Consider the following 13527-nt stretch of genomic DNA (forward strand, 5'->3'; position numbering starts at 1 on the left):
TTGAATTAGGTTTTCTTGAGTTGTCTGCGTTTAATATAAAACCATAACCCACTGACAGGCAAAGCGATTAAGGCCAAACCCGATAAAAGCACGATGAACAAATAAAAAGCTCCGCCAACCGAGGCCACGTGAGTCGGGTAAATCATATTCGAAACTTGATTACCGAGAGCGGTTTCTCGCTCATCAATAACCTGACTCACAGCTCCGGTTTCTGAGAACTCAATATAGTTGCGGCCGTTCGGGTGCCATTCGTTTGCGTGCTTAGCTCTAATTCGTGGATCTTCCAGATAAAGCAAACGAGCCTCCGCCGTTGGGAGAGCTTGTTTTGCCAGCTCTAGCCGTTGTTGCCAGTTATCAGCAGTTATAGAAGGCGGTACAGGCGTTTCAATTGACTGAGTGAACGGGAGTAGGAAAATTAGTGCAGATTTTACCGGAGCAGCGTACATGATGGCGGTACCGGTTATTAGCACGATAGTGACAGGAAGGAAAAGTACAGCTCCGATGAACCGGTGCAACTGCCATAAGGTTTGGCTACCGCGCTTAGTGAACGGATTAAAAAACCGTACTGACAAAGCGCGCCGGAAACTGCCTCTACGTGGCCACCAGCGGATTAAGCCTGTGCCGATAAGAACTAAGCTTAAGAGGCCGAGAATTCCCATGATGTCCTTACCCAGTTCGTTGAGTGCTAAATGATGGTGCAGCTCAACAAGCCAGCTGGTGAGATCTCCTAGATATTCTCGCTCAAGCAGCAGATTGCCGCTGGCGTCATAGTAAAAGTGTGTTTTGTCCGCATTAACCACTTCAAGCCAAGGGCGGTCAGCGGTGGGCATGAGGGCGTAGCCGTTGTCGAACTGGTCTAAAGCGGCGGCAGCGTCTGTCGTTTCAACGGGCTGCGCTAAATTGAGCTGTGGATAAAAAAGCTGCAACAGATCGTTTTTGTAGAGTAGCAGCGAACCACTTATTGCCATCAATAAAAGCCAAAGGCTGAGCGTTAAGCCCAGCCATCGGTGCCATTGCGTTAATGTCGGCAGCTTGCGCTTAAGCGACATGGCTTACCATTGGTAATTCCAGGTAAAGCTAATGGTGCGTCCGCGACCCGTGAAGTTACGGTTATCGCCGCCGACCGTTTGCGCGTAATAGGTGAAGTAGTACTTATCGAATAAGTTCTCAATACCCAGCGAGAACTGACCCATATCACGAGTCTCAACCAATAAGGTGGCATCAACGGTGTTGTAGCCGTCGAAGTTGTTGATGGCGTCTTCACCGCTGTAAATGTCGCGATCGAACAGCTTATTCCATTGTACCCGGCTGCTTATCATGCCTGTCCACTGCTGTGACCAGAACAGGTTGGCACGCTTCGGTGCAATGTTACGGCCGCCTAGCTTAGTATCGACCGAACCATCATCATTGCTGTCATACTCGCCATTAGTGTCAGCGTAGTTCAGTCCTAGAGCGGTGTCATTGGATAGCGCATACTCGGCACTAAACTCAATACCGTCAATTTCAGTCTTTTCACGCTGAACACTGTAAAAACCGTCAGCATCGGCTTGTAGGCGGGCGCCCAGATCAGAACTTGAACGGAAATAGCTCAGTGAGGCATTCCATGCATTGCCCTGATACTCAATACCCACTTCCTCGTTGTCAGCGATAACCGGTTGTAGATCCAGGAAGCTGCTGACGCTTAAGTCAGGTGTTGAAATCCCGCGCAACACACGGCCAACGTCGGGCATGCTGAAGCCTTCAGAATAACTTGCGAAGACACGCCATTCGTCGTTCAGAGCATAAACAGCGCCCAAATTACCCAGTAACTCGTTAAAGCTTGGTTCACCGCCTTCAACGAAGACAGACCCGTAAGATGCCAAAGTAGTGAAGTCATCGGCTTTTAATTTTCCGTATTCATAGCGTAAACCGCCGCTTAAAGTCAGACCGTTTGCCTGATAGCGCAGTTGCGCATACGGAGCCCAGTTTACAAATTCAGTCTCAGGTACCCATTTGCGACCCGTTTGAGCCAGCTCCTGGAAAGTTTCGTCAGCTAAAAAGTCCAGTCCTGCGCTAACCGATACAGGCGACTGCTGAACATTGTTCCAGTTTAGCGTTAAGCGCGAACCATATTTACGAGAGTCGTTACGTGACTGGTCAAAAATTTCGTCGCCGTATGCAGGATCCTGAAACGTTGCATAGGTACCGCCACCGTAAAGTGCGGAAAAGTCCTGGAAGAACAGCTGCCAGTTTACGTCGGCCATTAAGAAGTCGCTGTTGCTGTACGTCAGACTTGAAGTGGTGACTTCGTTCTCAGGCGCATCGCCAGGGTATTGGCCTTCAAGTGATAAGGTCGGTACATTCGCCGAGCGATCGCCGTTTACTGAGTAATAGTCGCCGTTACCAGCCATATCAAAGCGATTGAGCATAAACTCAAGACGTTGTTCGCTATCAATGTCGTAGCCGACTTTTGTGAATAAGTCGTAGCTTTTTGAATCCATGGTGTCGCCTTGTGCAACGTCAACACCAATGAGCTGACCTTTGCCATCAACGTACATGCCGGTGTCACGGTACTGAGCACCGAAAACAATGTCCCATTTGCCGCTGCCATGGCGCAGAAGGTATCCGGCTTGGTAGCTTAAGCCTTCTGAAACTTCAGAATCCGGCGCGCTAAAGCCAGCGTTAACCTCGTGGTTGGTTCCTTCTTCGGCTTTCTTTGTGACGATGTTAATGATACCACCGCTAGCGCCCATGCCCTGAATAGCGCTGGCACCGTGAATCACCTCTACACGCTCAATCATGAAAGGATCGATGGTGTAGGCGGCACGCGACCCGTTACGCAGAGGGTTGGATTGAGGTACGCCATCAATTAGGTAAAGCGGCTGACGGCCTCTTAAGGTTTCGCCTGAGCTTGTTAGCTTTTGGCGAGACGGGGAATAGGCGGGTATCAGGTTTCCAAGAATATCTGACAAGGACTCGGCCACACTTAATTGCTGGCGCAACTCTTCACCCTCAATAACCGAAACGGTAGCGGGAATAGCGCTTTGTGGAATACTGGTACGGGTTGCTTTAATTTCGATGGTTTCATCCACTTTTGCTTGTTGTGCAAGCGCAGAACCAGAAATTGCGGCGAGGATTGCAAGGGCAAGAGACTTCTTAAACATGAGAATCCTTATCATTTAAATAATTTGGCGCCAATGATAACGATTCGCATTTTGGTGTCAATAAAAACTTAACTCAGTTTCCGCTATAGTTGATATCGGTAAAAACGAAACAGGTTGTGGTAGTCTGAGAGAAAACAAGAAAAAGGTCATACCATCATGAAAACACTATCTAAAATTTTGTGTGTTAGCGCAGCTGCTGGTGCGTTATTGGCTTGCTCTGACAGTGCAAAGGTTGAGCAGAAAGAGGGCGTTTCACTGGAGCAGAAAATTCGTCAAACCGCCGAACAGTCTCTGGATACCTTTAACATTCCGGGCCTGGCGGTTGTTGCCGTAAAAGACGGAGAAGTGGTTTTAGCGGAAGGTTTTGGCGTACGCGATATTGAGTCACAAGAGCCAGTTACTCCAACAACCTTGTTCGGCATAGCTTCTCATACCAAAGCTTTCACTGCTGCGGCTATGGCAACTCTGGTTGAGCAGGGGAAAGTGGACTGGGACGATAAAGTCATTGAGCACTTGCCGGGTTTTAAACTGGCTAACCCTTATATAACTCGGGAGCTGACCATTCGTGATTTACTGAGCCACCGCTCTGGCCTCGGGTTAGGCGCAGGCGATCTGATGATTTGGCCGAACACCGACAAAACCACCAACGAAGTCATTGCCGGGTTGGCGAATGTGCCTATTGAGCATGGTTTTCGGGAGCGCTTTGACTACAACAACCTAATGTTTGTGACAGCAGGTGAGGTGATTAGCGAAATGTCGGGTGTGCCGTACCACCAGTACGTTGAGCAAACGTTGTTTGAGCCCATGCAAATGGACGAAAGCACCATTGGCTTTTCTCGCATTGATGCCAGTTACGACAATGTGGCGGTAGGTACTATTGAAATGGATGGCGAATTGCATCGGTTCCCGCTCGACTTTTTAGAGGACTTTTCTGCCGCTGGCGCAACGGCAGCGAGTGTTGATGATATGAGTCGCTGGTTGCTGACTCTGCTGAATGAAGGCGAAACACCGACCGACAAACGCTTATTTAAGGAAGAGTCGCTGCATGATATGTGGCAGCTGACCACGCCACTGCCGGTGTCGGCTGATGCGGCAGAGCAAGGCACATACTTTCGTGGCTATGGTCTTGGCTGGTTTGTGAAGGACTATTACGGCGTTAAGCATGTGTCGCACAGTGGCGGTATTCTGGGAATGTTGTCCTTTACCACCGTTATTCCTGAGGAAGAATTCGCCATTACGGTTATGAGTAATCAGCAGGCGTTTGGTGCGTTGACCGCAATAGTGCAAGAGTCTCTGGAAGTCGTTCTGGATGTGCCGGACCAGGACTGGATCGCAAAGGAAAGTAAGAAATATCATGAGTTCATTCAGAAAAAAGCGGATTTTAAAGTAGAAGCCGTTGATGATCCCCAGCCATCGCTGGCGTTATCGAAATATGCGGGAACTTATACCGACGCCTGGTACGGCGATGTCGTTATTTCTGAGAAGAGCGACGCTCTGCACATAGATTTCACCCATACCGATATGCTGAAAGGTTCGCTGGAGCATTACAACGGCAATACCTTTATTGTGCGCTGGGATGAACCCTTGTTAGAAGCCGATGCTTTTATCGAGTTCGATGTAAGTCGGAGTAATCAGGTAGAAGCGGCAACCATGGAAGCCGTAGCTGACTTTACCGATTTTAGCTTTGACTTTCATAACCTGAAACTGGACAAGCAATAGCGGCGCAAACTCTGGACATAGCGGGGGCTAATCCCTATAATGCCCTCGCTTTCCAAAGCACGTGCACCCGTAGCTCAGCTGGATAGAGCGCTGCCCTCCGGAGGCAGAGGTCATAGGTTCGACTCCTATCGGGTGCGCCATTCCTGCAAGACTTTCCTTGATAGTAACCACTTACAAAATCAACAGTGTGTCCAGCAAAGTCCAGTCGTCGATAGCACTTAACCTTTGGTTGACAAAAAGTTTATTGATATGAATATTGTAACGCTAATGGCAACTGAAACTGACGGCGGTTCTCAAGCTTTTAACATTTAGAAATAGAAACGCGTATCGGGACGTCAGATGTTGACCGATGAAATAAAGGCATATACGCGATGAATAAAGAAAGGACTTCTAATATATGAAACTATCAAAACGTTTGTTTCTCTCAACAATGTTGGTTTCACTTTTCTCCGCAACTGCCACTGCTACAAACGACGAAAACAATACTGACGACAATACAATCTTTAATATTGACGGTTATCACCTAGACGCAGAGCGTGCAGTTTTGGGCCACTGGCTCGGAGAGCCAATTATGAAGAGCGTTGAGAGCTACGGTATTAATAAAGTGGATACGGCAATTGTATTTGCTCAAAAGACCGATTTAATGAAGCTTACTCAACGGGTCACTGACTCTACGTTTGATACTAACCACGACGTTCAGGCAATTCATATCTATGGCGAAGGCTTTAACAACGGGGTCGTAGATAAAGTCACTGGTTATAGCATACTTGTCAAAGATGACAGCTCTGCCGAGGGCTTCCGTATGGATACCTATAAAGTCAAAAATGACGGCTCATATAAACTATTTAAACCTCTTTCAGGAAGCGTCGTAGGCGCAATGGATTGCAACTCTGCTGCTACAGCCGCAGTCGTTTTTGGTCGAGCCAATAAAGACTTGGTTGCGATGACAGTCGGCAAAACTTATTATGATGAAAAGCCCGTTTCTGAATCTAAGTTCTCCAGCTACCTGTTAAACACCAGTATCGGCTTTGCAATGCAACGCAGCCAAGGGAGCCCCGTTTTCGAAAACACGGAAGTCGGTACCAGCTCTGTCGGTGGAGGAACTGTAGAGCCTCAAATGCTACCACAAGAGTATTGCGGCAACTCATCATCGTGTGACCGAGGCGACGACAGTTGTAATGTGTTAGATGGCGGTACATGTAACAATTAGTCGGTTACAGCGTGGCCAGCCTGGCAAAGTAGGCTGGCTAAGAGATTCCCGTTAATCTTGCAGTATTTAGTCACAACAACGCGCTTTATTTTGAATTTCTAACCTTGAATGTTCTAACAAGCTCGCCGAGAGTTTGCGAGGTCGCGGTGAGTCTTTGAAACGCATCTTTGACATTCCCTGATCGTCGTGATGCTCAAAAATCGAAAAAAAACGCTTTATGATATAATTTAACTTATTGATAAATAAAGCGAAAACAATTAACAGCGATTTTCTCTCTTTCGTATTTATTATTAATTCTTCTCTTTACTGTTTTTTCGGCGTGACCGTTAGCTGTTGTGGCTGACCTAATTAGTCGCTCGACGGTTTGAATATCAATTTGATGAAATGTGCTTAAAAAGTTAGTGAGAGATAAATTTCCGACTAGAAACATTCTTACTCTAGTAGTGCATCAATCAACCAAGCCGATAGTTGGTTGCGACCACTTAAACCAGACTTAGCATAGACTGACGATGCCTGCTGGCGGACCGTTTTTTCTTTGGTACTACGGACTTCGGCTATTTCGTTAAAGCTCAACCCTTTGATTAATAACACGGCAACCTCTTGCTCACTGGGAGACAGCTTCCATTGTTTGAACCAGGACTGTACGGCGGTATAAGAATCTGGCGATTTATCATGTTCTTTTCCCGACTCATGGTTCGCTGTGCTTTCCTTTTCACGCTGCTGGTGTCGCGATAGCGCAACTTTTACCTGCTTCAGTTCTTGATTGCGCCGCAATACCCGTCGCCAAAGGACAATAAATGCCGCAATCGAAATGACCACAGTAATTCCCTCAATGGCCAGATGCCAGGTTGCCACTTGCATATGGTAATCGGCTACCACGTCAGAGACGTTAGCAAACGCAATTAATAAAAATATCACCATTAACAGTCGGTCAATTGTCATAAATTCCCCATAAACTACTAAGCTTAGGACATCCGCCCGATGCATTAACGCCTTAAAAACCTTAATGTTCACCATGATATTAACCGATGGAGGCTTTGATGTCTTTGTTCCGCGCCACCCCTGGTAATTTATTTTTCAGCCTATTGGCTAGTGCATTGTTTTTGCTAAGCCCTTTGGCTAAGGGCGATAGCCTATCGCAGCAAACATTGCTGGAATCCGCTGTTGAACGGCTCAAAACAGACGGTCTTCTTATCGATACCGATTTTAGCCGGCGACAATGGTTGTCTGCGACGCCACGGTTATCCCTGATGCATTGGCAGACTAACGATGATGCTATTGGCTCCAACGAAACAGAGCTGGTATTAGAGCTGGAATTTTTATCCCCCGCGCAGCGCAAATTAGTTAACAGCTCTGAAAAACTCGTTGAACGCTACCAACAGCTTCAACAACGTCAGCTAGAATTAACCGCCAGCGGCGTCATACGCGAGCTTTTTTGGCAAGCTAAGCGCCTACAGGCTGAACTCACTTATGCCGAAAAAGTTACCACTCAATTACATCAGCTTCAGCGCCAGACTCAGTCGTTAGTGGAAGCCGGCGAACGCCCAGCTTATTCCGGTATTATAGTGAAGCAACAACACCAACGTGCGCTTAGCCAGGTTGCAGAAAAGCAAATAGCCTTGCAGCAGCTCGGGCGTGTATGGCAGCAACTGACCGGCGTTAATAACGTGCCACTGTCGCTACAGGAATCTGTTCGTCCACACGCCTCAACGGCAGCGCATCCAGCATTACAAACCCTTCAGCTGCAATGGCAATTAGCGTTAAATGCTACGCAACAGACCGTTGCTGAGCAAAAAAGCTGGGGCATTAACGCGGGCTATAAATACATTGACGCGCCCAACCAAAGTGAAAACCAATGGGGACTAGGCTTTAGTCTTCCGCTCGATTTTTCACAGTCGCTGAATGCTAGTGAACTTGTTGCGTTGCAACAGCAACAAAGCGAGCTTAACCAGTCACTCCGGCAGACTCAAATCCGCCTTGAACTCAACATAGCTAACGCGCAAAGCCAGTTAGAGCAGTTGAAACAAAAGCACCAAAGTGACCGTCAAAATGCCGAGTTAAGCCACAACGCCATCGAGCAGCTCGACAACTTATATCAACAAGGTCAAATTGACACTCGCTTGTATATCGAGAGATTACTCGAGCAGTTGTCCTATCAGCAAGCGGCGCAGCTAAGCCAGATAGAGCTACAGCTGGCAAATGCCTTATTAAACCAAGCACAGGGAATGACTTTATGAAACGCTGTAACCTATCTCGTCTCGCCGCTACTCTTAATCCCATAGTTAGTGTCATAGCACTTGCTCTGTCAGGGCTTGCGACAACAACGACTGTGTTAGCGGCGCAATCAATTTCTGTCGAGCAGGTAAGTAACTACGATTTACGCCCGCAAGCGGCAGTGAATGTAGATAACGTAGCTTTTGCACCGGTCACAGGAAGTTACCAGACGACCCCAGGCAGTGTTTTAACTCTGCCCAACCCGTTTGAAAACGCAGCAGTAGACTATCAAGTTGTTGATGGGCAGGCGGTTGAATCCGGTACCCTTATTGCGCAACTACATGGCCCCTCAGTAGAACACTTTTTTCACCGTGTTGAAACGCTACAAGAACAGTACGATGTTGCCGCGAAGCAATATCAGAGCAAAAAGAAGTTATACCAAAACAATGCCATTGCCGCCGATGAGTGGCAGCAGTTTCTAACGCAATACATTAGCTTGAATGACACCTTGCACGAAATTAACGTGGTCCTGCGGCGGGTAAAACAAACCGCTGAGCAGTCTGCACAACTGATCGCAACAGAGCCTGGAGTGTGGCGAACCAGCAGTAATGGGCAACAGCTGGGTACGCTAATCGCTCATGCGCGTTTAGCCATCGTTGCCGAGGTACCGATAGAACAGGCAAAACGTATCTCGAGTCTAAACATTAACGGCCAAAAGCTGCGGGTAAGCCAACGCGAACAAACCGTGCGTAATGGCTTTGTACGAATTTGGAGCGAGCCACCAGAAAATATCAACTGGACCATCGGTCAACGCGTTAACGTTGTACCCCAGGCAACAATAGAAAATGCCTATCTTCTGCCGGCCAGTGCCATTGCCACACTGCAGGATCAACCCGTTATCTTTAGCATAGAAAATGCGACAATTAACGCTGAGCCTATCGAACTATTAAGCTTAAGCGGCGAGCATTACTTTGTACAATCAACGACACCTCTGAACATCATCGCAACGCATTCTGTCGCAGCACTTAAGGTTATAGCAGAAAACGAGGGGGCGCAGTAATGGTTAGCCGCATACTGAGCTTTTCGCTAAAAAATCGTCTGTTTGTTTTTATTACTTTTCTGCTGTTAATAGCGGCCGGTATCCAGTCGCTTCGCCAACTACCGGTGGATGCTTTCCCGGAGATTTCACCGACTCAGGTTAACGTCATCTTACGCGCCCCCGGTATGGCTGCCGAACGGGTAGAAAACCAGGTAACTCACCCGTTAGAAACCGAATTATTGGGTATACCAAATCAAACCATTCTGCGTTCAACCACCAAGTACGGTATTACCTCGATAACCCTCGACTTTGAAGAAGGCACCGATATTTATTGGGCGCGCCAACAAGTTGCGGAAAAACTTGCTGCCGTCAGTAAAGACCTGCCGGGCGGTATTCAAGGCGGTATGGCACCGATGAGCACGCCATTAAGCGAAATGTTCATGTTCACGGTAGAAAACCCCGGCATGAGCCTGGAGCAAAAGCGTCACCTGCTAGATTGGGTGATTCGGCCGACATTACGCACGGTTGAAGGGGTAGCAGATGTCACTAATTTAGGCGGTAAAGTCAGAACCTTTCAGTTTACTCCGTCAGCGTCAAAATTAAGTGATGCTGGCATTTCGCTACAAACTATTAAGGATGCATTGGCTGATGCCAACCAAGTCGGTAATTTAGGTCGCATCACCCAAGGTACCGAAACGTTTAGCGCACGGGTTACCGGACGTATTGTCGCGCTTGACGACCTGGCGGCCATTAGTGTGACGAACCAATACCAGCAAGTGTATCGACTAGACCAACTGGGTGATGTTGCGCTTAGTTATCTACCGCGCTTTGGCGCGATTACCAAGGATGGCGAAGAAGCTGTCGAAGGCCTGGTGGTCGGCTTAAAAGGGGCTAATGCCGCGGCGGTGGTTGAAGCGGTTGAGCAAAAACTGGCACAAGTAAAGCCTAGCCTGCCAAAAGACACTGACATTAACGTGTTCTATAATCGTAAAGGCCTTATTGACACGGCTATAGCTGGAATCTCTGATGCGCTGATGCAGTCCATCGTGTTAGTTATAGCGGTACTGGTTTTCTTTTTACGTAATGTTCGTGCGTCAATTTTGGTCTCGTTATCGATCCCTGTGGCGGCGCTGATCACCTTTATTTGCCTGCAATTACTCGGTTTATCGGCGAACTTGATGAGTTTAGGCGGGTTAGTTATTGCCATCGGTATGATTGTGGACTCGTCGGTAGTGATCACCGAAAAAATCGAGACTGAGTTAAACTCACAAAAACAGTTGCCCTTGCTGCACAAAATTTACCGTGCCAGCCTGTCCGTGGCGCCCTCTGTGGTTAGCGGCACTGTGATCATTATTTTGGTGTTTTTACCTCTACTCACGCTGACTGGCCTGGAAGGTAAGTTATTTTCACCGGTCGCCTTGACCATTGTTATAGCAATCACCGCCGCTTTAGTGACTTCGCTGACGCTAATCCCTGCTTTAGGCTCTTTACTAATGCGACCCAAAGCTCGCCGCAATAAATCACTTGAGCGTATGCAAGCGCGCTATCAGAGTATATTATCCGGCGCAATTAAACGTCGCAGTGCCACACTGATGGGCTTTGCGGGAGTGCTCGCCTTAAGCGTAGTCAGCTTTATCATGGTCGGTAAAATCTTTATGCCTACCATGGATGAAGGCGACATTATCGTGCAACTGGAAAAGTCACCGACCATTTCTTTACAAGAATCGATAGAACTGGATACACAGGTTGAGCGTGAACTGCTTGCTAGGATCCCGGAGATCAAGCAAATCGTTGCCCGTACCGGCTCAGATGAACTCGGTTTAGACCCCATGGGTTTAAACGAAACCGATGTGTTCATGGAGCTTAACCCTAAAGACAGCTGGCGTTTTGATAGCAAACAAGAACTGATTGATGCCATTCGCGAAGTGGTTTCAGGCTATCCTGGCATGAACGTTAACGTTACCCAACCTATTCAAATGCGCATTTCTGAAATGCTAACGGGCAGTAGTGGCGACGTCTCGATTAAAGTGTTTGGTGATGACATGAATACCCTTGCCAATGTCACCGATAGAGTAGTTGAGCAAGCCAAACAAGTGCAAGGCGCGGTCGACGTTCAGGCAAGTGTTATTACTGGCGCACGCTTTTTAAGTATTGTCCCGAATATGCAGCAACTGCGCTTTTATGGCGTCACGAAACAAAACTTTAGTGAATTTATTCTTTCACAACTCAGCGGCTTTCCCGTTAGCGAAGCCGTGGATGGACGTATTCGCACACCGATTGTGATGGGTTCGCAAAAACCTGCGGGCAATTATCACTCTGTCAGCAACATCGAGTCCTTGCCAATTGTCACCGACAACGGCGAAACCGTCGCACTGCAGCAACTTGCCGAGATCACCTTCGAGCACGGTCCGGCGATTATCGAGCGTGAAAATTCTAATCGTTACGCGTTAATCACCAGCAATGTTGAAAACCGCGATGTCGTTGGTTTTGTTAATGAACTACAGCAACGTGTCAGCGCCAACGTAAACCTTGATCCCGGCTATTTTATTGAGTACGGAGGTGAGTTCGAAAACCAGGCGCGGGCCAGTGCTAATTTGTTGATGGTTATCCCTGTCGCTTTGCTGTTAATCGTTATTTTACTGTTTAGCTCGATGGGCTCGATTGGCCTGACAACGATTGTGCTGACGAATATTCCGTTTGCTCTGAGTGGCGGGGCGATTTCGCTCTGGCTAAGCGGTGAGTACATGTCCGTTCCAGCATCGGTTGGTTTTATTGCCTTGATGGGCGTTGCCATACTTAATGGTATCGTCATGGTGAGCCATTTCGAGCAGACTCGAGTTCATTTCTCTGACTTTAAAACCTTAGTGATTGAAGGGGCAAAAGACCGTCTGAGGCCGGTCTTAATCACAGCCATTACTGCTATTTTTGGCTTGATTCCGTTGTTAATGTCCAGTGGTCCCGGCTCAGAAGTGCAAAAGCCCCTGGCCGTTGTGGTCATAGGAGGACTCATTACCGCAACGCTGGCTACGCTGCTATTGCTACCCATTTTATACTTACTCGTGAACAGGAAGCCTTGTGATGCTCAATAAGTTATTAAAACTTTACTTTAGCCGCGAACAAAAAGCTGATTTGGTCGATTGCCTGATTCAACTTGACTATTTAAGCGGCTTTAGCCTCTACGATATTGACGGTTTTAGTCGCAACCACGAACGCTTTGATGTTGGCGAGCAAATACGAGGCGCCCGTGGCATGTTGATGGCTGAAGTAATTTGCTCTGTTGATGATGTAGCTCGTATTCGTGAAGCTCTATCGCAACTGCACTTCAAAGAGCCAATTCGCTACGTGATGCAGTCAGTAGAGGATGTTGGACATAGTGACTATATCTAACCTGATTTATAGGAAGAGAAGAAGGGAGAGCTCGCCCCTGGCTTTCTGCCACTGGTGATGTTTATGCAATCCCTTATCGAAATAAGGATAAGTTCTCGCACGATTTATGTTGGGCTTTTTAAGCCGCTACTAAAATTCATGAGTACCTTATTTATCCCAAGTGTCCTGTCTTAACCCAAATTACGGTTTCTCTATCCACAAAAGGGTGGTGCATGCTCATGTGAGGGCTGCGCATCCAGGTACCTTTGGGGTAACGACCATGTTCGTCACAGAACTCGCCGGATAATACCAGTATTTCTTCGCCGCCCATGTGGCGGTGGGGTTTGAATACTTCTTTAGCTGGCCATTTCACCAGTGCAATGTGCTCGGTGCCATGACTATGTAATGGCATAACTTGGAGCCCGCCTTGGCCGGGCAACCACTCAGCTTCATGGGTATTAATGCGTACAGCTTGAGTGTCGGTTGGCTGGAACTGGTGCAGCTTGACCAGTAACTTGCAGCCATCCTTGCTAAACGGCGCATGCGAGCTACCCGGAGGATTGCGAATATAAGTGCCGGCAGGGTAGTCACCGTTTTCATCAGAAAAAACACCTTCGAGCACTAATATTTCTTCACCCAGTGGGTGCTCATGAGTGCTAAATGACGCACCTGGCGTATACTCAACGATGCTGGTCGCACGACCGCGCTCAGCCTCTTCACGCTCCAATAATTTACGACGCACACCAGAAGCCGGGCTGTCGACCCACTCCTGTTTCACCGTTTCAATAATGACTCGTTTAGCAAAATCTAAATTTAACATTACCTAAGTCTTACAT

Annotated in this window: 10 protein-coding genes and 1 tRNA gene; 7 read left to right on the forward strand and 4 right to left on the reverse strand. The window is 47.8% G+C overall.

Annotated features, from left to right (window positions below; all coding sequences use genetic code 11):
• Window positions 1-5 precede the first annotated feature (5 nt).
• Window positions 6-1049: a PepSY-associated TM helix domain-containing protein gene (locus tag K5X84_RS00225; RefSeq protein WP_222236108.1), complete on the reverse strand. Its 1044-nt coding sequence runs from the start codon at window positions 1047-1049 to the stop codon at window positions 6-8.
• Between the two features lie 3 nt (window positions 1050-1052).
• A complete protein-coding gene (locus K5X84_RS00230; RefSeq protein WP_222236109.1) occupies window positions 1053-3143 on the reverse strand; it encodes a TonB-dependent receptor in 2091 nt (696 codons plus the stop codon).
• A 156-nt stretch (window positions 3144-3299) separates the two neighbouring features.
• Between K5X84_RS00230 and K5X84_RS00235 the strand changes: the two genes are divergently transcribed.
• The 3 genes from K5X84_RS00235 (at window position 3300) to K5X84_RS00245 (ending at window position 6072) form a co-directional block, all read left to right on the forward strand.
• The gene (locus tag K5X84_RS00235) at window positions 3300-4862 is read left to right on the forward strand and encodes a serine hydrolase (protein WP_222236111.1); all 1563 of its coding nucleotides are present in this window, start codon (window positions 3300-3302) and stop codon (window positions 4860-4862) included.
• A gap of 63 nt (window positions 4863-4925) precedes the next feature.
• A tRNA-Arg gene (locus K5X84_RS00240) sits at window positions 4926-5002 on the forward strand.
• A 257-nt stretch (window positions 5003-5259) separates the two neighbouring features.
• Window positions 5260-6072 (forward strand): hypothetical protein, encoded by an 813-nt coding sequence (locus K5X84_RS00245; protein ID WP_222236112.1) that lies wholly within the window; start codon window positions 5260-5262, stop codon window positions 6070-6072.
• Between the two features lie 432 nt (window positions 6073-6504).
• On the opposite strand, the gene K5X84_RS00250 is transcribed toward K5X84_RS00245, so the two are convergent.
• Window positions 6505-7014 carry a LuxR C-terminal-related transcriptional regulator gene (locus tag K5X84_RS00250; RefSeq protein ID WP_222236114.1) on the reverse strand — a complete coding sequence of 170 codons (510 nt, stop codon included), beginning with the start codon at window positions 7012-7014 and terminating at the stop codon, window positions 6505-6507.
• Window positions 7015-7112: 98 nt separating this feature from the next.
• On the opposite strand from K5X84_RS00250, the gene K5X84_RS00255 reads away from it, so the two are divergent.
• The 4 genes from K5X84_RS00255 to K5X84_RS00270 are packed head-to-tail and all read left to right on the forward strand — an operon-like array spanning window position 7113 to window position 12712.
• Entirely contained in the window at window positions 7113-8309 is a 1197-nt protein-coding gene (locus K5X84_RS00255) for a TolC family protein (RefSeq protein ID WP_222236116.1), read from the forward strand.
• Complete coding sequence (locus K5X84_RS00260) at window positions 8306-9346, forward strand: efflux RND transporter periplasmic adaptor subunit (RefSeq protein ID WP_222236117.1); 1041 nt, start codon at window positions 8306-8308, stop codon at window positions 9344-9346. Before K5X84_RS00255 ends, K5X84_RS00260 begins: the two co-directional genes overlap by 4 nt.
• The gene (locus K5X84_RS00265) at window positions 9346-12414 is read left to right on the forward strand and encodes an efflux RND transporter permease subunit (protein WP_222236119.1); all 3069 of its coding nucleotides are present in this window, start codon (window positions 9346-9348) and stop codon (window positions 12412-12414) included. The genes K5X84_RS00260 and K5X84_RS00265 overlap by 1 nt, the downstream gene beginning before the upstream one ends.
• Window positions 12404-12712: a DUF3240 family protein gene (locus tag K5X84_RS00270; RefSeq protein WP_222236958.1), complete on the forward strand. Its 309-nt coding sequence runs from the start codon at window positions 12404-12406 to the stop codon at window positions 12710-12712. The genes K5X84_RS00265 and K5X84_RS00270 overlap by 11 nt, the downstream gene beginning before the upstream one ends.
• A 151-nt stretch (window positions 12713-12863) precedes the next feature.
• Here the strand turns inward: K5X84_RS00270 and K5X84_RS00275 are convergent, their stop codons facing one another.
• On the reverse strand, window positions 12864-13511 hold the full coding sequence (locus K5X84_RS00275; RefSeq protein ID WP_222236121.1) for a cupin domain-containing protein: 648 nt from the start codon (window positions 13509-13511) through the stop codon (window positions 12864-12866).
• Window positions 13512-13527: the final 16 nt, after the last annotated feature.

Origin of the sequence: Idiomarina abyssalis, assembly GCF_019797805.1 — a bacterium.
GTDB classification, from domain to species: domain Bacteria; phylum Pseudomonadota; class Gammaproteobacteria; order Enterobacterales; family Alteromonadaceae; genus Idiomarina; species Idiomarina abyssalis.